Origin of the sequence: Streptomyces sp. UW30 (genome assembly GCF_008042075.1) — a bacterium.
Classification (GTDB): Bacteria; Actinomycetota; Actinomycetes; order Streptomycetales; family Streptomycetaceae; genus Streptomyces.
Genome location: NZ_RDBN01000024.1, coordinates 36,721 through 62,408 on the forward strand (window position 1 = coordinate 36,721; position 25,688 = coordinate 62,408).

The following is a 25,688-nucleotide window of genomic DNA, read 5'->3' on the forward strand; positions in this document are numbered from 1 at the left end:
CCCCGGACGCAAAGAGTGCGAGTCGGGAGCGGACAGCCCGGGCGACGGTCTGCCGCTGACCGACGTACGCCCCGACCTCACCCTCACCGACCTCCGCCCGGACGGCTTCGAGCCCCAGGTCACCGGCATGGACTGGCTTCCCGACGGCCGCCTGGCCATCACCACCTGGGGCGGCTCGCAGACCACGACGGGCGAGGTGTACCTCCTCGACAACGTCACCGGCAGCACGAGTCGCGACAAGGTGACCGTGAAGAAGGTGGCGAGCGGGCTGCGCGAGCCCATGGGTATCAAGTACGTCGACGGCTCCCTGTACGTGTCGCAGAAGCACGAGCTGACCCAACTGGTCGACAGCGACCGGGACTTCGTCGCCGACGAGTACCGCACCGTCGCCACATGGCCCTACGGCGGCAACTTCCACGAGTTCGCCTTCGGCCTGCTCTACCGCGACGGCTACTTCTACGTGAACCTGTCCGTCGCCATCAACTACGGCGGCGCGACCACGACTCCGCAGCCGGCACCCGGCCGTGGGACCACGTACAAGATCAGCAAGGAGACAGGGAGGATCCAGCCGATCGCAGGCGGCCTGCGTACCCCCAACGGCATCGGCTGGGGCCCCGGCGGCGACATCTTCACGACCGACAACCAAGGCGGCTGGCTGCCCGCGTCCAAGCTGGTCCACATCAAGCAGGACCGCTTCTTCAACCACTACACCGAGCCCTCGGGCCCCTTCGACGACCGGTCGGTGACCGAACCGGTGCTGTGGCTGCCACAGAACGAGATCGCCAACTCCCCCAGCACACCGCTGTACTTGACCGAGGGCCGCTTCGCCGGGCAGATGCTCCTCGGTGACGTCACCTACGGCGGGCTCCAGCGTGCCTATCTGGAGAAGGTGAAGGGCCAGTACCAGGGCGCCGTGTTCCGCTATACGCAGGGACTGGAAGCCGGCGTCAACCGCATCACCATGGGCCCCGACGGCGCCGWCTACGCGGGCGGGCTCGGCGCCGACGGCAACTGGGGCCAGGAAGGAAAGCTGAAGTTCGGCCTCCAGAAACTGACACCCAACGGCGGCAACACCTTCGACATCAAGGAGATGCGCGCCGTCCCCGGTGGCTTCGACCTGGAGTACACCCAGCCGCTGTCCCCTGCCACCGCCGAGAAACTGGCCTCCAGCTACCAGGCCGAACAGTGGCGCTACACCCCCACAACGGACTACGGAGGTCCGAAGATCGCCGAGGAGCGGCTGAACGTCCGCTCGGCGACCCTCGCCGACGACGGGCGCACGGTCTCCCTACGCCTTGACGGTCTCAAGCCGGGCCGCGTCGTGCACGTCCGTTCACCACGCCCCTTCGCGTCCGCGTCCGGTGAGGCGCTGTGGAGCACGGAGGCCTGGTACACGCTCAACGCCCTGCCGGGGAAGCAGCCGCCACCCGCGACGCTGTACGAGGCCGAGGAGGCGCGGCTGACCGGGACGGCCGGCATCAACACCGACCACACCGGCTACTCGGGCAGCGGCTTCGTCGATCGCTACGGCACCGAGGGCAAGGCCGCCACCACCTTCGACGTGACCGTCCCGGAGGCCGGCGACTACGACGTGAACCTGCGCTACTCCAACGGGCCCAACCCTTTCCAGGGCACCAAGTCCCTCTCCTTGTACGTGGGCGGGCAGAAGCTGCGACAGACCAAGCTCGCCTCGACCGGGAACTGGGACACCTGGTCGACGCAGACCGAACGGGTCGCTCTCCGCGAAGGCCGGAACACCATCGCCTACCGCTTCGACTCCGGCGACTCCGGTCACGTCAATCTGGACCTGATCACCGTCCGCCCGCACGGCGCCCGGGTCAGCCTCTTCGACGGCACCGCGACATCCCGCAGCCAGTGGCAGCACACGGACGGACGCACCGTGCAATGGCCGCTGGCCGACGAGCAGTCGATGGAGGTGTGCTGCGGCGACATCCGCACCAAGGACGCCTACCAGGACTTCAAGCTGCACGTGGAGTTCCGCGTCCCGCTCCTGCCGGACGACGTGACCGGTCAGGACCGCGGCAACAGCGGCGTCTACTTCCAGGACCGATACGAGCTGCAGATCCTCGACTCCTTCGGTGACACGACGCTCGACACGAACGAAGCCGGAGCGATCTACTTGAAGAAGGCTCCGGACAGCAACGCGGCCACAGCGCCGGAGACCTGGCAGACCTACGACATCACCTTCCGGGCGGCCCGCTTCGACGCCGACGGCGCCAAGACGGCCGACGCACGGGTCACCGTCGTCTGGAACGGCGAGAAGATCCACGGTGACATCGCGATCGACGGCCCGACCGGCGGCGGCCGCCCGGAGGGACCGTCAGCCGGAGCCATCCGCCTCCAGGACCACGGCAACAAGGTGCGCTACCGCAATATCTGGGTGGAACCGCTGAACTGAATTCACCAGAGCCGCGAAGAACGGGGGGAGCTGAGGCGCGCCTACGACGCTGTAGGCGCGCCTTCACCTCAGCTCCGGATCCGGATCCGGATCCGGCTTCCCCTCTGGCGCTGCGCTGTCAGAGGCTGCGGGCGGTGATGTCCCCGTGAGAGGTGGTGGCGCGGATGTCGAGTTCGGTGGTGCCGTCGTTCTTCAGCGCGTTGCTGACACGGCCGTAGCCGGTGCCGGCGTCCAGGGTGGCCGAGACGCCGGCTGCGGCGCCGACAGTGATGTCACCGGACTGGGTGCTCAGTTCGAGCGTGCCGCGTACGGCTTCGGTGATCCGGATGTCACCGCGTGCGGTGCTGATCTGCGAGGAGCCGGTGAGGCGGCCGATCTCGACGTCGCCGTCGGTCGCGGTGAGACGGACGCCCGCGGCCTCGTCGATCTTGATCTGACGGTAGGCGCCCTCGAAGGCGATGTCGCCGAGGCGGCCGACGCCGCGGAGTTCGGCACTGGCGGTCTGGGCCTCGATGCGGGAGCCGGTGGGGAGTTGGAGTGTGATCTCGACGGATCCGGAGGGGCCGAAAAGCTGGTTGTCGGGCTCGGGGGTGTGGATCCGCAGGATGCCGTCGGTGTAGGCGACGGTGGTCTGCTCGGCGGTCTTGACGTCGCGGCTCTTGGCGGGGTTGGCGGGCAGGACCTCGACGGTGGTGTCGTTGCGGTCGGCGGCGATGACCTGGATACGTCCGGCGGAGATGTTCAGGACGGCGGAGATTGGGGCGGGGGTGTCGAACTTCTGCATCGTGTTCTCCTGCACTCGCTGGTCGTTTCTGATGCAGGAAACGCTACGTTGCTTTCCATGTGGCGACAACTTATTCGTTGCAAGGAAACATGATTTTCGCAGCTCAGGTAGTTGATTTCATTGCAACGAAGTCGAAAGTAACGCAACGACAGTCGTTCCGATCATTGCAATGGAATGGAGGTGAACGCTATGGTGGGAGGAGTCAGGGACCACCACGCAGGAGAACCGAGGAGATCGCGATGCCGGGAGGCAGGCTCACCCAGTCCGAACGCCGGCAGATCGCGCTGGGGCTGGCCGACAACCTCCCCTACGCCGAGATCGCGCGGCGCCTGGAGCGTCCGACCTCGACCATCACGCGTGAGGTGATGCGCAACGGCGGCCCCACCGCCTACCGTGCCGACCTCGCCCACCGCGCCACCGAACACCGCGCCCGCCGGCGCAGGCCCACCGCCCCCCGCGGGCCGCAGTCGGCACCCGCGCCGCACGGGCGTGACGCCGAGGCCGTGACCGCGTACGAGGAGACGCTCACCACCGTCCTCATGGCCTCGGGCCTGCCCAAGATGACGGCCCGGGTGCTGACCTGGAGGTGCTGGGCGAGCTGGGATGCGGTGAGGCTGCCGGCGTCGCTGGTGAACAGGCGTGTGGGGCACTGCCCCCGAGGGCAACGAGCCGACCGATCCCCCGACCGACCCGCCCACCGACCCTCCGGCAGGCGGGCAGAGCCTGTTCGACGACTTCAACTACACCGGCTCCAGTGACCCGAAGATCTCGGCGAACGGCTGGAGCGTACGCTCGAACTCCGGCGGGCCGGGAGTGCCCGGTGCCACGTGGTCCCCGGAGAACGTCACCTTCGCCAGTTCCGGCGGCAACTCGGTGATGAACCTGCGGACCTCGACCGCGGGAACACCCGAGAGCACCAAGCAGACCGAAGTCCTCACCAAGGCGATGAAGTTCAAGAACGGCACCTACGCGGCCCGGGTCAAGTTCTCCGACGCGCCGGTGTCCGGACCGGACGGTGACCGCCTCGTCCAGACGTTCTTCACCATCAACGACCTCAAGGCACCCATGGCCGACGACTACGCGGAGTACGACTTCGAGTACCTGCCCAACGGCGGCTGGGGCGAGCCGGCCAACATCCTGTACACGACGTCCTGGGAGACCTACAACCCCGATCCCTGGCAGGCCGTCAACCAGCACACCGAGTCACGGCAGAGCTGGGCGGGCTGGCACGACCTGGTGCTCACCATCGACAACAGCACCATCAAGTACTACGTCGACGGCCGGCTCTTCGGCACCCACGACGCCGCCTATCTGCCCGAGCGCCCCATGTCCATCAACTTCAACCAGTGGCTGATCGACCTCGCGGGCCAGACCAGCACCACCGCGCGTGCCTACGACGAGCAGGTCGATTACGTCCTGCACGTCAAGGACCAGGTCTTGAGCCCCGCTGAGGTAGCCGCCAAGATCAGCACCTACCGCACCGCGGGCACCACGTTCGAGGACACCGTCCCGAACAACTAGGCGTTCGTGCGGGCAGCAGGGCTCAGCCGGTTCGCACCGGGGAGCCCTGCTGCCCGCCTGCATCCGGGCTCACAAAAGTCCACCTCGGCCCAGGATCTGACGGTAGATCAGCGGGCCGTCGGTGGCGCATCATGGAGGCGCCCGTCCCGTCAGAAGCGAGGTGGCGCGTCCCGATGAACCGCAAGACCAGAATCCTCCTGGCGGGCCTGGCCTCCGTGGGCGGCGCCGTCGCCGGGGCGGGCCTGCTACACAACCGCCGGCCTGATCGCAGGGAGCACCTCCACGTCACGGTCTTCAGCGAGCCCGGCTACAGGGGCCGCAACCAGCGACTGACCTGGACCGGCGGCGACCGCGAAGTCGTACCGCTCACCCGGGTACAGCTGCCGCGCATCGGCTCGATCAGGCTGGAGCGGCTCGTGTACCGCTTCCAGCCCGAGGTACGGCTACCGAACATGTACATCCTCTGGCACGCCCTCACCGAGCGCCCGGACCGCACGGACCCCGAGGAGGGCGTGCTCAGCTTCATCGCCATGCACCAGCTCGCCGGCATGTTCTCGGTGGGCTGGTGGGAGCCGGTCCGCGAGTCCGAGGCCCGGTCGGGAGTGCGGCTCTGGGCCGAGCGCCCCGGCCATCCGCTGCAAGCGCACGGTGAGGGGGACCGTTCCGGCAAGGCGGCCGCTACCGGCGCCCGGCCCTGGCACGACATCCTGGCCAACACGCCCGACCTCGGCTCCTGGAACACCCGCACCCGCTACCTCGAACTCGGCTACCACAACGGGAACGGCCCCAGCAGCTGAGGAATGATCTTCAGTGCTCGGCATCTGCTGTGGCAGACCGCGCAGTCAGGCGGTGCAGCCCCTTGCGGTCGTAATAGAGGGTCATGCCGAACCCGAACAGCAGGGCGAGGGCAACGCCGATGGCGATCATCACCCAACCGCGGGTCAGCCCAGCGTCAGCCCGGGCGTCGAAGTAGAGGATGGCCCGCACGCCGTCGCTCAGTTGCCGCATCGGTTCGAACAGCGCCAGGAAGCGGTAGAAGCCCGGAACGGCATGGAGGGGAATCGTTGCCCCCGAGGACGGCAGGGCCAGGGCGATGAACGCGAACATGGACACCACCTGGCCGATTCCGCCGAAGGCCGCGTTGATGGCCTGCACTCCCAGGCCCACGGCCAGGCTCGCGCAGTAGGAGAAGATCCACAGCAGTGGCAGGTGCGATGCGTCCATGCCCAGGATCCCGATCGCGGCGATCATCAGCAGGCTGGTGGTGAGCAGGGTGATGCCCGCGGTCATGAGCATCTTCAGCAGCAGCGTCTGCGTGCGACTGATGGGCACCGTAGGGCGCCGGGTGTGCCAGGGCCCGATCTCGTTGTCGGCGTAGCCCAGGCCTGCGTCGACGCCGTTGTTGATGATGTTTCCGCCCACGAATCCGGTGAGCACCAGGAGCAGACTGAAGTAGAAGGCGGTCAGGCCCAGGCCGCTGTGCTTGCCGAGGGGGTGGCCCACCCGGGTGGTGACGGTGATCGGGTCGCCGAGGAGCACGCGGGTCGTGGCGTTGGCGCCCTGGGCGGAAGACCGGGTCGTCAGCTGTCGGCCGATCGACAGGGATGCCTGGTGAGCCGCGCGCTGGGTGATCTGACTGGCCAAGGAGGAGCCGAGGCTGCCCAGACCGGGGTTGGTCAGGACRGTGAGGGCGGGCTGTGCCGTGGCCTGCGGGGTCGTCAGCGCCGCTACCGACGCGGTGAAGTCGGCTGGGATGACCAAGGCGCCGTAGACCTTGCCCGACGCCAGTTGGTCCTGCATCTGGGCCTGGCTGAGCCGGCGCCACTGCACGGTGCCTGCCGGGGTCGCTGCGATGACCGATCGGCTCACCTGCGCGCCCAAGGTCTGTTGTTGTCCTGGCAGCGGCGGGCCCTGGTCCGCGTTGACCAGGGCGATCGGCAGATCGCGCAGGTTCCCGTTCGGGTTGAGGATGCCGCCCATGTAGAGCAGCGTCAGGCACAGGGCCACCAGCGCGGACAGGATGGTCGGCACCAGCCAGAGCCTGCCGTGGCGCGCGACGACAAAGGCGCGTGCGAGCGACGGCTGCTGTCCGGAATCCGCTGAGGTCATCGAACTCCCATGGGGACACGGTCCTGCGCTGTGTGGACCTGCCTGCGGAGTTGGCTGTGGCCCAGGAGCCGTACGCCCTGTGCCTCAGCGGTCCTCACACTCGGGAGTGACGAGCACGGCCGACCCTCAAGCGACGATAGCCCTCTGTCGTCAGGGCATCCCTCCACGACACGACCGCAGCCCCAGGGCGGTCCACGACCATCGCGGCCGACCGGGGCCGGACCTGCATGGTGTACCTCGAAGATTTGGTGGCGGACCCGCGGTACGCGCCCGAGCTGCTGCCGCCGCTGGTCACCGAGTACGCGGCGCACGCCGTCCCGTCCGCGGCTTCGGTCCGCACGATTGTCCGTCGCGCCCTGTTTCTGCCCATCCCCCCGAAGGGATCGCGAGTCGCCTGGCTGTACCGCCCACGACACCGTGCTCCATCCGGCGTTAGAGTGCCGTCGCTCCCCACGCCCAGCTGAAGGCCAAAGGAAGGCAGCGCATTCCGTGACCCACCCCCACGAGTCCACCGGCTCCGTCGGCGAGCGCCGCCTGCAGCACGTTCTCGGCACGGCCGACCAGGCCGCCACCTTCTACGACCGGCAGGTGCAGACCCGTCTGACCCCACAGATGACGGACTTCATAGGACGGCAGACCATGGCGTTCCTGTCCACGTCGGACGCCGGCGGAGCCTGTGACGTCACGTTCCGTGCCGGCCCCCCGGGCTTCGTCACTGTGCTGGACGACGGCACCCTCACCTACCCCGAGTACCGTGGCAACGGCGTCCTCGCCAGTGCGGGAAACATCACTGAAAACCCTCATATCGGCCTGCTCTTCGYCGACTTCGCCCATGACCACATCGGCCTGCACGTCAATGGCGCGGCTCGGCTCCATCGGGACGAGGAGCAGCGGCGGGCCTACCCCCACCTTCCTGTGGACACCGCTCCGGGACGCAGGTCCGAATTCTGGGTGCACATCACGGTGGAGGAGGCGTATGTGCACTGCTCGAAGCACATCCCCCATCTCGAGCCGGCGCCGCGTCCACGCCCCGGGGCCGAGCGGCCGAAGGATGCCGATTACTTCGTCTCCCGCGCCGAGCACCAGTCCCCGTCGTACGAGGGCGAGCAGACTGCGGCAACCCACACCGGATCGCTGCCGGGCAGGGCTTGACCCGTGTGGGAGCCGGTGTCGCGCGCAGGGCAGGCCGCGGCACGATGGCGTCCAGCCATGATCGCCGGCCGCGGGGCCTTCGAGGTGCCCGTCGCCTCGGGCCAGTCCTGAACCGTCAGTCCCGACGGGCACGGCGCGGGCGGTGCCGAATCTGGCGTGCGCTGCCGAACCGACGGGCGTGACCCGTCCGGCACCCGCCGTGGCGAGGCTACGGCGGGCACATGGCGAAGTCGGCACCCCATACCGTCGTAGCCTCCGCGCGGCAGGTCGTGCGGAGGCCACGGTACGGGCGTCACTGCTCTCGGGGAGCCTGACCGTCACGTGTCGACGAGCCCCCTGGGCACGCCGTCAGGGCGCCATCTCGTACGCCCCGGACAGTGCCTCGACACGCTCCCAGACGCGCTGCGAACGCGCTTCGTCGACGACCGGACGCCGGACCGCACCGAGCGCCCAGCTCTGCTGATCGGCAGTGGCGGAGTCCTTGCCGTGCAGCTCGACGGCGAAGGCGGAGAAGTCGCGGACGAGGACGGAGAACAGCTCGTCGAGCACGTCCTCGTCAAGGTCCGTCAAGCGGGCCTGCTCCAGGATCAGCTGGCCGTGCACCACCAGCGCGAACAACTGGCCGACGGCGAGAAGAAGATCGAGGTCGCGGCTCTGCTCCTCGTCGGGGGCCGCGGTGGCGACGAACTCGCACAGGGCATCGGCCTGCTCCCGGAAGCGGGCGACGTTCGGGACACCGGCGTACGCGTCGTAGGCGGGGCGCCAGTCGTGGAAGCGTACGGAGCCAAGGCCACGGGCCGGCCCCTGCTCGAAGAGGAACGTGTCGTCGGCCGCGTCGAGGCGGGTCGGGACGGGCGTGAACTCGGCCGGGTTGAGGAGGTGGTTGCGCAGGAACTTGAGGATCAGCGCGAGGTTGACGTGGACCGTGCCCTCGAGCTTGGGCAGCCCCCGGATCTCGACGGCGGCCTGTGCGAAGTAGGTGTCCTTCTCGAAGCCCTTGGCGGCGATCACGTCCCACATCAGGTCGATGACCTTCTCGCCCTCCGTGGTCACCTTCATCTTCGTCATCGGGTTGAAGAGCAGGTAGCGGCGGTCGTCCGGCGAGGCGGAGCGGAAGTAGTCGACCGCGCGGTCGCTGAACAGCTTCATGCCGACGAGGCGGACGTACGCGTCGGCCAGCTCGCGGCGCACGTGCGGAAAGGCGGTGACGGGGCGGCCGTACAGGATGCGGTTGTGCGCGTGGGTGACGGCCTCGTACATCGCGTGTTCGCAGATRCCGATCGAGGCGGTGCAGAGATTGAACTTGCCGACGTTGACGGTGTTCAGGGCGGCGTCGAAGGCGGCGCGGCCCGTGTGCAGAACGTCCTCCGGGCCCACCGGGTAGTCCTCGAGGCGGAACTCGCTGACGTACTTCGAGGAGTCGACGACGTTCTTCACAAGGTGATAGGCCGGGTGGCGGCTGTCGGCGGCGAAGAAGACGTAGCCGTCCGGGCCCTCGATGTCGGTGCGTCGGCCGAAGACCGAGACGAGCCCGGCGGCATTGCCGTTGCCGATGTAGTACTTGGAACCCGACGCCCTGAAGCCGCCGTTGCCGTCCGGCGTCAGCAGCATGTCGGTGGAGTAGATGTCGGCGCCATGGGTCTTCTCGGAGAGGCCGAAGGCGAACACCTCGCCCTGGGTGAGGAGTTCCGCCGCGCGGGTGCGAGCGGCGGTGTTGTCGCTCTGCCAGACCGGTCCGAGACCGAGGATGGTGACCTGCCATGCGTACCAGTAGTCGAGACCGTAGAAGCCGAAGATCTCGTTGAGGGCGGCGATCCGGGCCGTGTCCCAGCGCTGGTCCTTGTCGCCGGCGGCTGCCGCCGGGGTGAGGAAGGTGGCGAACAGCCCTTCCTTGGCGGAGAACGCGAGGAAGTCGGCCAGCCAGGCGCGGGAACGGTAGTCCTCGATGAGCCTGCGCTTGCCGCGGTCCTCGAACCAGTCGACGGTGGCACGCAGCAACCTGCGGGTCTCCGGGTCGAACTGCGCCGGGTCGTACGTGCGCGGATTGAAGAGGAGGGAGTCGGCCATGGAGGTCCGCCTTCCGTGGGTTGAGGGTGAGGGTGTGGGAATGAACGTCGCGGAGCGCGGGCGGCGGCGGCCGGCGGCTCAGGGATGCGGGTGGGGCGTGCCGAGTCGGTGGAGGGTGGCGAGTACGTCGTCGAGCCAGGCGATCGTCATCCGCTCGTACGCAATGCCGCCGCGCAGCACGACATGCTGGAGCTCCTGACCGGCGTCGAGCGAGGTGGGGGCCGTCGGGCCGGTGAAGTCGCGCAGTTCCCCGGCGAGATAGTGCGCGAGCCGGTCGCCGTGCACCTGGCGGTGTCGTTCGACCTCACGGATCAGCACGGCCGGGTCGTCGAAGGCCGCGCCGCGGATCTTCACGGCGAGGTCGTGCCGGATGCTCTCGGGTTCGATCGGTTCGTGCAGCCACTGAGCGAGGGCGGCGCGGCCGGGGCCTACGACGGAGTACTCCTTCTTGTCCGGCCGACTCTGCTGCGGCAACCCGCGGACGGTGAGCAGGCCGTCGCTCTCCATGCGCTTGAGAACGCGGTAGATCTGCTGGTGCGTGGCGGTCCAGAAGTATCCGATGGACCGGTCGAACCGCCGGGCCAGCTCATAGCCGGAGCCCGGCTTCTCCAGGAGGGAGACGAGAATCGCGTGCTCGAGCGCCATTCCTCGATCCTCATATGCAACTCGTTGCATAGCCAAGGGGCCATGCCCGGATGAGACACGGCTCACGCGGTGCGGCGGTGGACGACTCGCTCACCGCGCCCGGGTGGATCAGCCTCACCGGTAGGTCCGGCCGCTCGCCACCCCACCGACAGCGCATGCGCCTTCGCCCTCACCACCACTGTCTCCGTGCCCCTAGACGCCTCCAAGCGGGCCGACGCCGCCCGGGCCGTGACCTTGTTCAACGTCGGCCGCCTCGGCACCACCGGCACCACCGACACCGACGGGCCAGGCGCACTGGTGGACTCGGGGCCGGATCTGCGGAACCGTGCTCACCGCCCGATGAACCACTGGAGAGGGCGGAGCCCGTCGCGTCATCGCCCTGGCCGACAGTCCCCTGACCAGCGGGGCGCGACCGCCAGGGCAAGGCGAGCCCGAGACTTGGGCGTGGCAGGCAGCTCATTTGCCGCCCCGGCGTATTGCTCCGACCTTCTTCGTCCAGACCATTGACCGGGTACGGCCAAGTCGCCACTCTGATGCATGTAGCTGAATGCAGATCAGTTATATGAACCCCAATGAACCCACTGATCGCGTTCTGTTTCCTCGCGCCGCATCACGGCGTGCACCTCGTTCACTCCTGAACCCCCCACCTCAGGAAGGCAGGCCCCACCCATGAATCCTGTCCTGGACGTCATGGAGGAAGCACAGGAAACATCGGAGGAGAGCGCCTGGCAGAGCCCCGGGTACGCGGTCGTCGAGACCGCGCTCGAGGTCACCGCCTACGCCCTCGCCGACCGGTAGCCGCTCCGCCATGCTGCTGCGGGTGCTCGGCACCGCGGCGGGCGGCGGACTGCCCCAGTGGAACTGCGCGTGTCCCGGCTGTGCCGGGGCGCGCGCACACCCGCAGCGGCGCCGTCGGCACGCCAGTCTCGCCGTACGCACCGAGGCCGGCCGGTGGTACCTCGTCAACGCCACCCCTGACCTCGGCGACCAGATCGAGGACAGCCCCGAGCTGCACCCGGGCCCAGGCCCGCGCCAGACCCCGGTGGCCGGAGTCCTGCTGACCGATGCGGAGCTCGACCACACCCTCGGCCTGGCCCGGTTGCGCGAGGCGCGCAGCGTCGAGGTCCTGGCGACAGCCCCGGTGCTCACCGCGCTCCTCGACCGGCTGAGCCTGGGCGAGGTCCTCGGCCCCTATACCGGCATCGAATGGGGGGAGTTGACCACCCTCCCGAGACCGCTGGGCGAGCTGACGGTCAGCGCCGTCCCGGTGTCGGCCAAGCGCCCCCGCTATGCGGCCGGCACCGGCACGGACGAGCCGATGTGGTCGGTGGCACTACGGCTGCACGATCCCACCGCGCGCAAGACGCTGCTGTACGCTCCCGCGCTCGCGGTGTGGAGCGAGGAGTTCCAGGAGGCCTGCGAGGGCGCCGACTGCGTCCTGGTCGACGGCACCTTCTGGGACGACGACGAACCACTGCGCGCCGGATTCTCCACCCGCACCGCGACCGGCATGGGACATCTGCCGATCGCGGGACCGGGCGGCACCGCGCACCGGCTGTCGGCCCTGCGAGCCCGCTGTCTCTACACGCATCTGAACAACACCAATCCCCTCGGGGACCCCGGCGCCGCCGAGCACGAACAGCTCGCCGCCTGGGGACTCGAGGCCGCCACCGACCGGATGGTGATAGAGCTTTGACCACCAACGCCCAGCCGGACGCCGCCTTACCGCTGCCCGCGCCGGCCCCGGTAGCACCCCGCGCCCCGCTTCCTGAGGTTGCGCCCGCATGGAGCGCCGTGGAGTTCGAGGAGCGGTTACGCACCGTCGGCGCCGAGTCCTATCACGACCGCCACCCCTTCAACGTACGGATGCACGCAGGCGATCTCACCCCCGGCGAACTGCGCCGATGGATCACCAACCGGTTCCACTACCAGCGGCACATCCCCATCAAGGACGCGCTGATCCTGGCCAAGTTCGACAGCGCGGCACTGCGCCGCAGCTGGCTACGGCGGATCCAGGACCACGACGGCACCACCGACGGCGAGGGCGGCATCGAGCGCTGGCTGCGCCTCGGCGAGGCCGCCGGCCTCGAGCGGTCGCTGCTGCTCGACGGGCGGGAGGTGCTGGCGGGTGTGCGACTGGCAGTGGACGGCTATGTGAACTTCTGCCGGCTGCGCCCCGCACTGGACGCCGTCGCCGCCTCCCTGACCGAACTGACCGCCCCCGCCATCATGCGCACCCGCATCGCCGCATTCGAGCGCCACTACCGGTGGATCGACGAGGCGGGGCTCGGCTACTTCCGCGGGCGGATCGGGCAGGGCCGACGCGACAGTCAGGAAGCGCTCGCGCTGGTGCTCGCCTGGGCCCGCACCCGCGAGCAGCAGGAGCGCGCCATGGCCGCCCTCACCTTCAAGTGCGAGGTGCTCTGGTCGCTGCTCGACGCGGTGGACCGAGACGAGGGAGGCGTGGCATGACGGGCGATACGCCGGCCGCAGCCGGGGTGCGAGAGGCCGAACCTGTCATGAGCTGGCGGCCCGCGCTCCGTCGCTCGGTCATGCTCCGCCACGACCGGATACGCGGCTGCGACCTGCTGCTCCTGCCGGAGCGGGTGGTCGTGCTGCACGGCGCCGGTGGGCAGATCCTGCGCCTCTGCGACGGCGTACGCGACCTCGGCGCGATCGTCGCCGTCCTGACGGAGCGCCACCCCGCCGCCCCCGTGGCATCGGAGGTGCCCGCGTTCCTGGCGCGACTGCGCGAGGAGGGCTGGCTGCGATGACCTCCGCCCTGCCCCACCCCGCAGCCGCGCAGGATTCCGTCCCCGTGCCCGAGCCGCCCTGGGCCCTGCTCGCCGAACTCACCCACGGCTGTCCGCTGCGCTGCGCCTATTGCTCGAACCCCGACCAACTGGTTGGCCGGTCAGTAGAGTTGACCACGCAGCAGTGGGCCGACGTGCTGCGCCAGGCGGCCGCGCTGGGTGTCGTACAGACCCATCTGTCGGGCGGCGAGCCGCTGTTGCGGCGCGATCTGACGGCCATCGTGGCGGCCGCGGTGGAGGCGGGCATCCACACCCAGCTCGTCACCAGCGGCGTCGGCCTTCACGAGGCCCGCCTAGAGGGGCTGACAGCGGCCGGCCTGCACAGTGTCCAGTTGTCCGTGCAGCACTCCGACGCCCGGGCCGCCCAGCGCATCGCGGGTGCGCGGGCGTCGGCCGCCAAGGAGAAGGCGGCCCGCCTGGTCCGCGCCGCAGGGCTGCCGTTCGGCGTGAATGTGGTGCTGCACCGGGCCAACCTGGACGCTCTCGACGACCTGATCCGCCTCGCCCTGTCCTGGGGCGCGGACCGCCTGGAGCTGGCCAACACCCAGTTCTACGGCTGGGCTCTGCGCAACCGCGACGCCCTGCTGCCCGGCCCGGATCAGGTGGCCCGCGCCCGCGACGTCCTGGAGGCCTGGCGGACGCGGCTCGCCGGTCGCATGGAGCTGGTCTGGGTGGCCCCCGACTATGTGGACGGCGTCGCCAAGCCCTGCATGGGCGGCTGGGGTGCCCGCTCGCTCACCGTCGCACCGGACGGCTCCGTGCTGCCCTGCCCGGCCGCGGCCATGCTGCCCGACCTGGATCCGCCCCGGGTCACCGAGCATGAACTGGCCTGGATCTGGCGGGAGTCGAAGGCCTTCAACCGTTTCCGCGGCACGTCCTGGATGGGCGAGCAGTGCCGCACCTGCCCGCAGCGCGAGCGCGATTTCGGCGGCTGCCGCTGCCAGGCGTACGCGCTGACCGGCGACGCGGCTCGCACCGACCCGGCCTGCCGGCTCTCGCCCGATCACCACCTGGTCCGCGGCCTCGTCGAGCGGGCCGACCAGGCACATTCCACCGCCGGCGGCCCGCCCTACATCTACCGCACGGAGGGACCGTGAAAAGACCGTATGCGCTGCTGACAGCGGGCCTGGTACTGGCCGGCTGCGTGCTGACCGCACCACCCGGCGCCGCCCCACCGGCAGCGGCCGACGCCCGCCGCGCCGACGTACAGGCTCCGCCGTACGAGGCCGAGAACGCCCAGATCTCCCAGGGCGCAGTCGAATCCAACCACCCCGGATTCACCGGCGCGGGATTCGTCAACTACGCCAACACCACCGGTAGTTACGTCGAGTTCACGGTCACCTCCGACCAGGCCGCCGCCACCGCCGTCACCCTGCGCTACGCGAACGGAACCACCACCGACCGGCCGCTGGCCCTCACCGTCAACGGGACCCCCGCCGCCACCTCGGCCTTCGCGCCCACCGGCGGCTGGTCCAGCTGGCGCACCCAGTCCCTGACCGTCCCGCTGAGACAGGGCAGCAACACCATCCGCGCGACCGCGACCGCCACAGGCGGCGGCCCCAACCTCGACTCCCTGCTCCTCGGGGACGACGACACGGGCGCCATCGACTGGTCCACCGCCATGATCGACTCCACGATGGCGCGCTACACCCCCACCACCATCGGCGGCTGGTCCTACCCGGTCGGCCTGTACCTGTACGGGCAGTACCTCACCTATCAACGCACGCACGACGCCCGCTACCTGACGTACATCAAGAGCTATGTGGACCGCTTCGTCGCCGCCGACGGCTCGATCGGGCAGAGCTTCAACAACCTCGACAGCATGCAGGCCGGCCGGCTGCTGACGATCCTGCACCACGAGACCGGCCAGGACCGCTACCGCATCGCCGCCCGCAAGATCCGCGACCGGTTGAACACCTACCCGCGCACCACCGAGGGCGGCTTCTGGCACGCCACCTCCGACAGTCGCGCGCATCAGCTGTGGGCGGACGGCGTCTACATGGTCAACCCGTTCCTCGTCGAGTACGGCAAGGAGTTCGCCGACGCCACGTATGCACATGACGAGGCGGCCAAGCAGCTCTACGTCTACGGCAGCCATCTGCAGGTCGGAAACGGTCTGCTGCGCCACGCCTGGGACGAGTCCAAGACCGTGAGCTGGGCCGATCCTCAGACCGGGCTCGCGCCCGAGCACTGGTGCCGGGCCGTCGGCTGGTACTCGATGGCCCTGGTCAACGTCCTGGACGCGATTCCCGCCGACCATCCGCGCCGCACCCGGCTCCTTGCCCTCCTCACCAAGCTCGCCGCCGGCCTGGAGCGCTACCAGGACCCGGCCACCGGCCGCTGGTTCCAGGTGATCGACAAGGGCGGGCGCAGCGACAACTGGACCGAGACCTCGTGCTCCAGCATGTTCACCTACGCCCTCTCGCGCGGCGCCCAACAGGGCTATCTGGACGCCCATTACACGGACGTGGCCCAGCGCGGCTACCAGGGCGTCCTGGCGAAGATCGCGGTCGGCGGCGACGGCCGGACCAACCTCACCGACATCTCCATCGGCACGAACGTCGGCGACTACGCCTACTACGTGGCCCGCACCAGGGCGACCAACGACTTCCACGGTCTCGGCGCCTTCCTGATCATGAACGAGCAGCTCAGAGGCAGGTAATCGGCCAGGTGCGCCCCCAAGTGGGGCATCCACCGCTCCCTGGGCGACACCCCCGGCTCCCTGCAGGACTACCGCACGCTCCTGACGAATCTGCGCGCCTATCAACTCGTCTGAGGAGGCGACGACATGAGCCGCACGAGAATGTCCCGCACGAGATGCACCGTTGTCCTCACGCTCTTCGCCCTGCTCGGCCTGTTGGGCATCGACCGCCCCTCGGCCGTGTCCGCCGCGCCCGCACCGGTCGCACTGCCCGTCGTCCAACCGGCCGAGCCGCTCGCGGAGTTCAACGTCCGCGACTACGGCGCCAAGGGCGACGGCACCACCAACGACAGCGGCGCCATCCAAAAGGCCATCGACGCGGCCCATGCGGCTGGCGGCGGCGCCGTACGCTTCCCGGCGACGTCCGGCAGCGCGACGTACGAGTCGAAGAACACCCTGCACATGAAGAGCCATGTGACGCTCCAGGTCGACACCGGCGCCACCCTCTCCGGCAACGGCGCCGACACCTACGACCCGCCCGAGCCCAACCAGTGGGACGACTATCAGGACTACGGGCACAGCCACTTCCACAACGCCATGATCTACGGCGACCGGCTCACCGACATCGGCTTCGTGGGCGGCGGCGTCATCGACGGCGACGGCGCGCTGATCACCGGCAACCCGGCCGCCGGCGAAGCCGACAAGATCATCTCGCTGACTCGGTGCTCCGGGCTGCGCATCGGCGACGGGCTCACGCTGCGCGAGGGCGGCCACTTCGCGGCGCTCATCAACGGCTGCGACAACGTGGTCTCCGACCGGCTCACCATCGACACCGCGATGGACCGCGACGGCTGGAACATCATCTCCACCACCAACGTCACCGTCACAAATGCCCACTTCGAGGCGAACGACGACGCCCTCGCCTTCAAGAGCGACTACGCACTCGGCGCCAAACTGGCCAACGGCCATGTGCGGGTGAGTGATTCGTTCCTCTCCGCAGACTGCTGCAACGCGCTCATGTTCGGCTCGGAGACCTGCGGCGACTTCACCGACTACCGGTTCGACCGCATCACCATCCGCGGCTCGGACAAGTCCGGGCTCGGCCTGGTCTCCATGGACGGCGCGAAGATCACCGACGTCCACTACCGGGACATCACCATGACCGACGTCCACTCGCCGATCATGCAGAAGGTCGGCACAAGAAGACGCTGCGGCAACAGCCCGGGCGTCGGCTCCATCAGCAACATCACCTACACCGACATCAAAGCCACCGGCTCAAGCCCGTCCTTCTCGCCCACCCTGTGGGGCGAGTCCGGCGGCGGCCGCATCCACGACATCACCTTCGACAACGTCGACATCACGGTGCCCGGCGGCAACGGCACCATGTCCACGACCCCACCCAGCAATGACCCGACCAACTACAACCCCAACTCGATCGGCACCCGGCCCGCGTACGGCTGGTACGTCCGCAACGCCGACAACATCCGCTGGACCGACAGCGAGGTCCGCTTCGCCGCCGACGACGGCCGGCCCGCGGTCATCGCGAACAACTCCACGAACCTGCGCTTCGACCGCTTCACCGCGCAGCGCGGCAGCAACAGCCCGGCCGACCTCAACTTCCAGACGGTGACCGGCTATTGCGTCGCCGACAGTCACAACACGAGTGGTGGCACTCTGCGGATCACCCAGTCGGGGTCGACGCAGAACTGCGGGCCCGCGCCGCGGCGGTACGAGGCGGAGAGCGCCGCTTATCCGGCGGGCTCCACCATCGACTCCAACCACGCCGGCTACAGCGGCACCGGCTTCGTGAACACGCCCAACGCGGCGGGCGCCCATGTGGAGTGGACCGTGAACGCCGCGCAGGCCGGCACCGCGATCCTGGTCATCGGCTACGCGAACGGCACCACCACCGACCGGCCCATGGACCTCGCCGTCAACGGCACCGTCGTACGCGCCGGCGCCTCCTTCGCCCCCACCGGGGCCTGGACCACTTGGCGCACGGTGACCGTCCCCGTTCTGCTGGCGGCGGGCGCCAACAAGGTCAAGGTCACCGCGACCGGGGCCGCCGGCTGTCCCAACCTCGACTACCTGGACGGCCCGGCATGAGACGGAGACGACGCCTGTACCTGAGCGTTCTGGCCGTCCTGGCGCTGCTCCTCGGAGCCGTGATCGCTCTGCCAGGGCCCGCCGCCCGCGCCGATGTGATCCACCCCCGCCAGGACTTCCTGCGGGGCTCCACCTCCGGCCTCTTCCTGCACTGGGGGCAGCGCACCGCACCGGCCCACACCAGCTGCAGCGGCTGGGAGAGCGATGTGACCAGCGGCGGCTGGAGCGCGGACTACTGGGTGCAGGAAGCCCAGAAGCTGCACTCCCAGTACCTGGTCCTGGCCACCTTCCACTCCCGGCTCGGCTATGCCCGCCCCTGGCCCTCCAAGATCCCCGGCAGCTGTGCGACCAAGCGGGACTTCCTCGGCGAGCTGATCGCCGCGGCCAGGGCCAAGGGCCTCAAGACGATCCTCTACATGACCGACGACCCCCAGTGGCACGACGAGGGCGGCCACGAGTGGCTCGACTCCGCGGCGTACTCCGCCTACAAGGGCCGCGACATCGACCTCACCACACGGGACGGCTTCGGCGAGTACTCGTACGACCTGTTCTTCGAGGCCATGGACCGCTACCCCGACCTCGGCGGGTTCTGGATCGACAACGACAACGCCTACTGGGAGCGGAACAACCTCTACTCGAAGATCTACGAGAAGCGGCCCAACTACACCCTCAGCAACAACAACGAAGACACGCCGATCATGGACATGGTCAGCAATGAGCAGAAGACCGGCATGTCCCCGGCCTACGACTACCCGCAGGCCGTCTACACCTCGGCCCCGCGCCTGATCGAGGCGGACTTCAAACTGCCCTCTACCGGCGCCTGGTGGTACGACGGTTCCAATCCGAGCGTCGACCGCAAGCTCACCCTGGGGCGGCTCGTCAGCAATGCCGGCTCGTCCGTCAAGGCCCTCATGGCGGAGACAGCCCAGGTCAACGGCAAGTTCCCGGCCAACCAGGCCGCGTTCAACGACTTCGCGAGCGGCTACCTCGGCCCGATCCGGGAGTCCCTGAACGGGGTCGAAGGTGGCGGCTATCTGCATGGCGGCCTCAAACCGGGGTTCTGGAACGACGGCGCGCACGGCGTGACGACCGTCAGCAAGAGCGATCCCAACCGGCACTACGTGCATGTGCTCACCCCGCCCAACACCTCCACGCTGAAAGTGCGGGACAACGGCTACAAGGTCACCGGTGTCACCGACCTGCGCACCGGGGCGGCGATCTCCTTCTCCCAGTCCGGCGGCACGCTGACCCTGACGGGCCTGGGCGACTGGGACGCGTACGACACCGTCCTCAAGGTCACCACCGCCGACCGCGAGGGGATCATCGACCCCTCCTCGTACACGATGAGCGCCAGCGCCTCGGCGAGCGGGCACGGCGCCGCGGCCGCCACGGACGGCGACTACCAGACCTACTGGGACAGCAACAAGACCACTCCCGTCTCGCTCCGCTTCGACCTCGGCTCGGCCAAGCGCGTGCAGTACCTCGCGGTCAACCAGCGCGAGGACTCGGTCAGTTACGCACGCTCCGGCACCGAGCAGTCGGCGCGGATCAAGGACTATCGGGTGTACGTCAGCAGCGACGGCACGAACTGGGGCAGCCCGGTGAAGACTGGCACGCTGCCCAGCCACCGTGGCGTGGCGATCGTCGATCTGCCGGCGACCACCACCCGCCAAGTACGGCTCGAAGTCGTCACCACCCATGCGGCGTCCACCGATACGACCCGCTACCAGCGGCTTCGGATCGACGAGGCATGGCTCGGCACCGCGTACGCGGGCGGCGGATCGACGCCGGCGCCAGTGCGGTACGAGGCGGAGAGCGCAGCCTCCTCGGCCGGATCGACCGTCGACACCGACCACACGGGCTACAGCGGCACCGGGTTCGTCAACACCCCCAATGCCGCGGGCGCCTACGTGGAGTGGAGGGTCGACTCGGCGAGCGCCCGCAGCGCGCCGATCACCTTCCGCTACGCCAATGGCACCACCACGGACCGTCCCGCCGACGTGATCGTCAACGGGACCACCGTGGCCGCCGGACGCTCCTTCGCGGGCACCGGCAGCTGGGACACCTGGGCCGATTTCACGCTCACGGTCCCACTGAACGCCGGCCCCAACACCGTCCGCCTCGCCGCCACTTCGGCGGGCGGCGCCCCGAACCTCGACTATCTGGAGGTGCGGCCTTGACCGGTCGACGTACAGGATTCGGGAGGCGCCTCAGGGGGCTGCTGCCGGCCGTCACTTGCGGTGCGCTGGCCGGCGCCGGACTGCTCGCGGCCCCCGCTCCGCCTGCCGCCGCCTCCGACAACGGGCTGTCGGCGCGGCCCGCCATGGGCTGGTCGAGCTGGAGCTTTGTGCGGCGCTGGCCCACGGAGGACAAGCTCAAGGCCCAGGCCGACGCGCTGGTGGCCAGCGGCTTGGGCGACCACGGCTACGTGTACATCAACCTCGACGACTTCTACCAGAAGTGCGATGCCAACGGCTTCGTCGTGGACTCCTACGGCCGCTGGGCCGTCGACTCCGCCAAATTCCCCTCGGGGATCAAGGCGCTCGCGGAGTATGTGCACGCCAAGGGCCTGAAATTCGGGTTCTACGTCACTCCGGGCATCGCCAAGAACGCGGTCGACAAGAACACGCCCATCGAGGGCACCAGTTACCACGCCAAGGACATCGCGGACACTTCACGCCTGGAGAAGAACTACAACTGCAAGAACATGTACTACATCGACTACGCCAAGCCGGGCGCCCAGGAATTCATCAACTCCTGGGCCCGGCAATTCGCCTCCTGGGGAGTCGACTACCTCAAGATCGACGGGGTGGGCAGCCACGACATCCCCGACGTCGAGGCCTGGGACAAGGCACTGCGCGCCAGCGGCCGACCCATCAACTACGCCCTGTCCAACAACCTGGCCATCGCGGACGCCCCGACCTGGCGGCGCCTGGCCAACAGCTGGCGCACCCAGGGTGATGTGGAGTGCTACTGCGGGCCGGGACCCAACGGCAGCGGATTCCCGCTCACCGACTGGTCGCACATCACCTCCCGCTTCACCTCCGCCGCCAACTGGCAGTCCCACGCCGGGCCCGGCGGCTGGAACGACCTCGACTCCCTCGAGATCGGCAACGGCGACCAGGTCGGCCTCAACGCCGACCAGCGCCGCTCGCACCTGACCCTGTGGGCCATGGCCGCCTCCCCGCTGCTCCTCGGCACCGACCTGACGGCACTCACCGCCACCGACAAGGCGATGCTCACCAATGACCGGCTGATCGCCGTCAACCAGGACGGGGTGGCCGCCAAGCGCGTCAGCAACACCGAGGGCCGCCAGGTGTGGAGCAAGCGCGAGGCGAACGGCGACTACATCGTCGCCCTGTTCAACACGAACACCTCCGGCAGCCAGACCGTCGCCGTGAACTGGTCGCAGGTCGGGTTCTCCGGCAGTGCCCAGGTCACCGACCTGTGGTCGGGGCAGGGCGGTGGCACCGTCACCGGCTCCTACAGCGCGAGCCTGCGCCCCGGCGAGACCCGGCTCATCCGGGCCACGCCGACCGGTGGGACGGCGGTGCGCCACGAGGCGGAGAGCGCCGCGTACTCGGCGGGTTCGACGGTGGACAGCGATCACACGGGCTACAGCGGCACCGGGTTCGTGAACACCGCCAACGCGACGGGCTCGTACGTGGAGTGGACGGTGGACTCGGCGAGCGCGCGCGATGCGTCGGTGGGCATCCGGTTCGCGAACGGCACCACGGCGAACCGCGCGATGGACGTGAGCGTGAACGGCACGGTCGTGTCGGCGGCCCGCGCCTTCGGCGGCACGGGCAATTGGGACACCTGGGCCACTTCTACGCTCACCGTGCCGCTGAACGCGGGCAGCRACACCGTTCGCGTCACGGCCACCACAGCGAATGGGGGTCCCAACCTGGATTATCTCGACAGGGGGTAGAACCAGGCTTTTCGAGGGCCTTTCGAGGGCCCTTCGGAGAGGGGCGGCGGGAATTCCCGTCGCCCCTGATAAGGCTGTCCAATTCCGGCTGAACAGCCCGCCGGCAAACCGGAATTGACCCCTGTCGGTGCCATTGACAAGACGCCTTTGAGGCACTGCTATTCAGTGTTGGTTAGGAACCTTTCCTAACCCGCTTCGCGCGTTCCCGTCCCCGCCTCATCCCCGTCCTCGTCCAACTTCCGTCCTCCGGAGGGTGATCCCCCGTGCACGCTGCCGCGCCTCCACGCCGCACCTGGGCGATACTCGTCGCCGTCTGCGGGCTGCTCCTGCCGCTGATCATCACGTCGATGCCGACGGCCCGGGCCGCCGCCACCCGGTACGAGGCGGAAAGCGCCGCCTCCATATCCGGCAGCACTGTCGACACCAACCACACCGGCTACTCGGGCACAGGGTTCGTCAACACGCCCAACGCGAGCGGCGCCTGGGTCGAGTGGACCGTCAACGCCGATGACGCGGGCACGGCCACCCTCGGGATCCGCTACTCCAACGGCACCACCGCGGACCGGCCRGTGACCATCACAGTCAACGGGAGCACCCTCGGCACGGGCACGGCCTTCGCGGCCACCGCCAACTGGGACACCTGGGCCACCAAGAACATCACCGCCACGCTGAAGGCGGGCAGCAACACGGTCCGCGTCACCGCCACCACCGCTGGTGGCGCCCCCAACCTGGACTACTTGGAGACCGGCACCTCGGTCCCGGTGACCCCGGGCATGGCCGTCGCCCCGTACGAGTACTTCGGCTGGGGCAATCCGCCCAGTCCGACCGCGGTCATGGCGGCCACCGGCGTGAAGTGGTTCACCCTCGCCTTCATCCTCTCCGACGGTGGCTGCAACCCCGCCTGGGACGGCTCACGGCCGCTCACCGGCGGCGACGACCAGGCGAAGATCAACGCGATCCGGTCGGCCGGCGGCGACATCATCATCTCGTTCGGCGGCTGGAGCGGCGCCAAGCTCGGCGAGAAGTGCACCAGCGCCTCCGCCCTGGCCGGCGCGTACCAGAAGGTGATCAACGCCTATCGGCTGAAGGTCATCGACATCGACATCGAGAACACCGAGTGGGAAAACGCCACCGTGCGCCAGCGGGTGGTCGACGCACTGAAGATCGTCAAGCAGAACAACCCGGGCATCAAGACCATCGTCACCTTCGGCACCACTACCTCGGGTCCGGACTCCACCGGCGTCGACATGATCAACCGGGCCGCGGGCTCCGGTCTGGCCAACGACATCTGGTGCATCATGCCGTTCGACTTCGGCGGCGGTAGCACCAACATGGGCACGCTCACCACTCAGGCCATGGAGGGCCTGAAGGCGAAGGTGAAGGCGGCCTACGGCTACAGCGACGCGGCAACGTACGCGCACATCGGCCTGTCGTCGATGAACGGCAAGACCGACGTCGCCGGGGAACTGGTCCGCATCCAGGACTTCCAGACGATGCTCGCGTACGCGCAGCAGCACCGCATCGCCCGCCTCACCTACTGGTCGGTCAACCGCGACCGGGCCTGCGGCTCAGGCAGCGACGGCGATTCCTGCAGTGGTGTCCCGCAGCAGCCGTACGACTTCCTCAAGGTCTTCGCCCGGTACGCGGGGTGATGCCGATGACGACGACTGCCGCCGGCTCCCCGTCCCCGCTCACCATCGCTCCGGTGCCCGTCGCCCAAGCGGGCGCGGCCTGGGGCCCGCCCACCTGATCTCCGGCCCACGAGAGGACGAACGTGCGGTTCACACGACTCAGAAGAATCCTGCCCTGGTGCGCGGCGACGACCCTGGCCGCCGGACTGCTCGGCACACTGGCGGCGGCCCCCTCGGCCGCGGCCCCCGTCCGCTACGAGGCGGAGTCCGCGACCATTTCGCAGGGCACGGTCGCCGGCAACCACACCGGCTACTCCGGCACCGGCTTCGTCGACTACACCAACGTCGCGGGCTCGTACGTGGAGTTCACCGTCGACGCCCCGGCGGCGGGCAGCATGGCGCTGTCGCTGCGCTACGCCAACGGCACCACCACCAACCGCCCCATGGACCTCACGGTGAATGGGACCGTGGCGGCGTCGGGTCTGTCCTTCAACGGCACCGGCAGCTGGGACACCTGGGCCGGCAAGTCCGTCAACGCGAACCTGAACGCGGGCAGCAACAGGATCCGGCTGACCGCGACCACCGCGGGCGGCGGCCCCAACGTCGACTACCTCGACCTCGGCGCACCCTCCGGCGGCGGCCCGGCCGTGCCCTTCGGCAGTCACCAATTCCCCTACGCGCCCGGCACGTTGAAGCCCACCGGCGCGCAGTCGACCATCGACCAGGCGGTCGTGAGCAAGTACAACGCCTGGAAGTCGGCCTTCGTCCGGCACAACTGCGGCAACGGCTGGTACCAGGTCATCTCACCCGACGCCGACCATCCCTACGTCGCCGAGGCCCAGGGCTACGGCATGGTCATCACCGCGATCATGGCGGGCGCCGACCCGGAGGCCAGGACCGTCTTCGACGGCCTCACCAAGTACATGCTCGCCCACCCCTCGGTGAACAATGCGGGCCTTCTCGCCGCCGAGCAGGACGCCTCCTGCCGCAGCGTCAACGGCTCGGACTCCGCCACCGACGGTGACCTCGACGTCGCCTACGGGCTGCTGCTCGCCGACAAGCAGTGGGGCTCTTCGGGGACGTACAACTACAAGGACCTGGCGATCAAGCACATCAATGCCATCAAGGCGAGCGAGGTCAATCCGACCACCCATCTGATGCGGCTCGGCGACTGGTCCACCCCCGGCGAACCCCACTACTGGATCACCCGCTCCTCGGACTGGACCGTCGACCACTTCCGCGCCTTCAAGAAGGCCACCGGCGACAGCGCCTGGGACACCATCCGCACCGCCCACCAGAACCTCATCACCTCCCAACAGAACACCTACGCCCCCAACACCGGCCTCCTCGCCGACTTCGTCGTCAACACCAACACCACCCCCAAGCCCGCGCCCGGCGAGGTCCTCGAAGGCCCCAACGACGGCGACTACTCCTGGAACGCCTGTCGCGACCCCTGGCGCCTGGGCGCCGACGCGGTCACCAGCGGCGACTCGGCGTCCCTGGCCTCCGCGCGCAAGATCAACTCCTGGATCAAGGCCAAGACCGGGTCCAACCCCGACAACATCACCACCGGCTACCGCCTGGGCGGGTCCGCGCTGGACAGCGGCCACGACATGGCCTTCACGGCCCCGTTCGCCGTCACCGCGCTGACCGACCCCGGCTCACAGGCATGGCTCGACGCCCTGTGGAACAAGCTGACCGCCACCCCCATCGACCCCCAGCTCTACTACGGCGGCAGCGTCCAGCTCCAGTCCATGATCGTCGCATCCGGCAACTACTGGGTGCCCTGACGGAGGAAGCAGCATGAGATTCAGCAGATCCGCCGGCGCCCTGCGCGGGAAGGTCGCCGCCACAGCGGTCGTGCTCCTG

18 protein-coding genes and 4 pseudogenes are annotated in these 25,688 nt (G+C 69.0%); 18 read left to right on the top strand and 4 right to left on the bottom strand.

Going from position 1 to position 25,688, the window contains the following annotated elements:
* Nucleotides 1-2,419 (top strand): family 16 glycoside hydrolase (locus EAO75_RS13750; RefSeq protein WP_147995354.1); only part of this gene is annotated, 2,419 nt, incomplete at its 5' end.
* Nucleotides 2,420-2,537: 118 nt separating this feature from the next.
* Here EAO75_RS13750 and EAO75_RS13755 read toward each other — a convergent pair.
* Entirely contained in the window at nucleotides 2,538-3,203 is a 666-nt protein-coding gene (locus EAO75_RS13755) for a DUF4097 family beta strand repeat-containing protein (RefSeq protein WP_147995338.1), read from the bottom strand.
* A gap of 239 nt (nucleotides 3,204-3,442) precedes the next feature.
* Here EAO75_RS13755 and EAO75_RS48550 point away from each other — a divergent pair.
* The 3 genes and pseudogenes from EAO75_RS48550 to EAO75_RS13770 all read left to right on the top strand — a co-directional run.
* A pseudogene (locus tag EAO75_RS48550) lies at nucleotides 3,443-3,859 on the top strand (helix-turn-helix domain-containing protein); the annotation flags it as partial.
* Nucleotides 3,843-4,724 (top strand): annotated as a pseudogene (locus EAO75_RS13765) (glycoside hydrolase family 16 protein); the annotation flags it as partial. The pseudogenes EAO75_RS48550 and EAO75_RS13765, both read left to right, overlap by 17 nt.
* A 173-nt stretch (nucleotides 4,725-4,897) precedes the next feature.
* Nucleotides 4,898-5,521, top strand: a complete 624-nt coding sequence (locus EAO75_RS13770) for a hypothetical protein (protein WP_147995339.1) — start codon at nucleotides 4,898-4,900, stop codon at nucleotides 5,519-5,521.
* A gap of 10 nt (nucleotides 5,522-5,531) precedes the next feature.
* Here the strand turns inward: EAO75_RS13770 and EAO75_RS13775 are convergent, their stop codons facing one another.
* Entirely contained in the window at nucleotides 5,532-6,833 is a 1,302-nt protein-coding gene (locus EAO75_RS13775; protein ID WP_147995340.1) for a YhgE/Pip domain-containing protein, read from the bottom strand.
* A gap of 489 nt (nucleotides 6,834-7,322) precedes the next feature.
* Between EAO75_RS13775 and EAO75_RS13780 the strand changes: the two genes are divergently transcribed.
* Nucleotides 7,323-7,985: a pyridoxamine 5'-phosphate oxidase family protein gene (locus EAO75_RS13780; RefSeq protein WP_147995341.1), complete on the top strand. Its 663-nt coding sequence runs from the start codon at nucleotides 7,323-7,325 to the stop codon at nucleotides 7,983-7,985.
* A 348-nt stretch (nucleotides 7,986-8,333) separates the two neighbouring features.
* Here EAO75_RS13780 and EAO75_RS13785 read toward each other — a convergent pair whose 3' ends face one another.
* Both EAO75_RS13785 and EAO75_RS13790 read right to left on the bottom strand, forming a co-directional pair.
* A complete protein-coding gene (locus EAO75_RS13785; RefSeq protein WP_147995342.1) occupies nucleotides 8,334-10,052 on the bottom strand; it encodes an acyl-CoA dehydrogenase family protein in 1,719 nt (572 codons plus the stop codon).
* Between the two features lie 78 nt (nucleotides 10,053-10,130).
* The gene (locus EAO75_RS13790; RefSeq protein WP_147995343.1) at nucleotides 10,131-10,697 is read right to left on the bottom strand and encodes a PadR family transcriptional regulator; all 567 of its coding nucleotides are present in this window, start codon (nucleotides 10,695-10,697) and stop codon (nucleotides 10,131-10,133) included.
* Between the two features lie 669 nt (nucleotides 10,698-11,366).
* Between EAO75_RS13790 and pqqA the strand changes: the two genes are divergently transcribed.
* From pqqA to EAO75_RS13850, 13 genes and pseudogenes are all read left to right on the top strand, one after another.
* Entirely contained in the window at nucleotides 11,367-11,495 is a 129-nt protein-coding gene (gene pqqA / locus EAO75_RS13795) for a pyrroloquinoline quinone precursor peptide PqqA (protein WP_147995344.1), read from the top strand.
* A gap of 10 nt (nucleotides 11,496-11,505) precedes the next feature.
* Nucleotides 11,506-12,393, top strand: a complete 888-nt coding sequence (pqqB, locus tag EAO75_RS13800) for a pyrroloquinoline quinone biosynthesis protein PqqB (RefSeq protein WP_147995345.1) — start codon at nucleotides 11,506-11,508, stop codon at nucleotides 12,391-12,393.
* 98 nt (nucleotides 12,394-12,491) lie between these two features.
* Nucleotides 12,492-13,169: a pyrroloquinoline-quinone synthase PqqC gene (gene pqqC, locus EAO75_RS13805; RefSeq protein WP_261989274.1), complete on the top strand. Its 678-nt coding sequence runs from the start codon at nucleotides 12,492-12,494 to the stop codon at nucleotides 13,167-13,169.
* Nucleotides 13,166-13,471: a pyrroloquinoline quinone biosynthesis peptide chaperone PqqD gene (pqqD, locus tag EAO75_RS13810; protein WP_147995346.1), complete on the top strand. Its 306-nt coding sequence runs from the start codon at nucleotides 13,166-13,168 to the stop codon at nucleotides 13,469-13,471. Before pqqC ends, pqqD begins: the two co-directional genes overlap by 4 nt.
* The gene (pqqE, locus tag EAO75_RS13815) at nucleotides 13,468-14,607 is read left to right on the top strand and encodes a pyrroloquinoline quinone biosynthesis protein PqqE (protein WP_147995347.1); all 1,140 of its coding nucleotides are present in this window, start codon (nucleotides 13,468-13,470) and stop codon (nucleotides 14,605-14,607) included. Before pqqD ends, pqqE begins: the two co-directional genes overlap by 4 nt.
* A gap of 47 nt (nucleotides 14,608-14,654) precedes the next feature.
* Nucleotides 14,655-15,005 (top strand): annotated as a pseudogene (locus EAO75_RS48555) (carbohydrate-binding protein); the annotation flags it as partial.
* 78 nt (nucleotides 15,006-15,083) lie between these two features.
* Entirely contained in the window at nucleotides 15,084-16,172 is a 1,089-nt protein-coding gene (locus tag EAO75_RS13820) for a glycoside hydrolase family 105 protein (RefSeq protein ID WP_410092279.1), read from the top strand.
* A 6-nt stretch (nucleotides 16,173-16,178) separates the two neighbouring features.
* Nucleotides 16,179-16,286, top strand: a pseudogene (locus EAO75_RS47300) (Tat pathway signal sequence domain protein); the annotation flags it as partial.
* A 12-nt stretch (nucleotides 16,287-16,298) separates the two neighbouring features.
* The gene (locus EAO75_RS13830; protein WP_261989275.1) at nucleotides 16,299-18,257 is read left to right on the top strand and encodes a glycosyl hydrolase family 28 protein; all 1,959 of its coding nucleotides are present in this window, start codon (nucleotides 16,299-16,301) and stop codon (nucleotides 18,255-18,257) included.
* Nucleotides 18,254-20,437: a discoidin domain-containing protein gene (locus EAO75_RS13835; protein ID WP_222723946.1), complete on the top strand. Its 2,184-nt coding sequence runs from the start codon at nucleotides 18,254-18,256 to the stop codon at nucleotides 20,435-20,437. Before EAO75_RS13830 ends, EAO75_RS13835 begins: the two co-directional genes overlap by 4 nt.
* On the top strand, nucleotides 20,434-22,188 hold the full coding sequence (locus EAO75_RS13840) for a carbohydrate-binding protein (RefSeq protein ID WP_222723947.1): 1,755 nt from the start codon (nucleotides 20,434-20,436) through the stop codon (nucleotides 22,186-22,188). The genes EAO75_RS13835 and EAO75_RS13840 overlap by 4 nt, the downstream gene beginning before the upstream one ends.
* Nucleotides 22,189-22,451: 263 nt before the next feature.
* Nucleotides 22,452-23,840 carry a carbohydrate-binding protein gene (locus EAO75_RS13845; RefSeq protein ID WP_147995349.1) on the top strand — a complete coding sequence of 463 codons (1,389 nt, stop codon included), beginning with the start codon at nucleotides 22,452-22,454 and terminating at the stop codon, nucleotides 23,838-23,840.
* A 122-nt stretch (nucleotides 23,841-23,962) separates the two neighbouring features.
* Nucleotides 23,963-25,609, top strand: a complete 1,647-nt coding sequence (locus tag EAO75_RS13850) for a glycosyl hydrolase family 8 (protein WP_147995350.1) — start codon at nucleotides 23,963-23,965, stop codon at nucleotides 25,607-25,609.
* The last annotated feature ends 79 nt before the right edge of the window (nucleotides 25,610-25,688 follow it).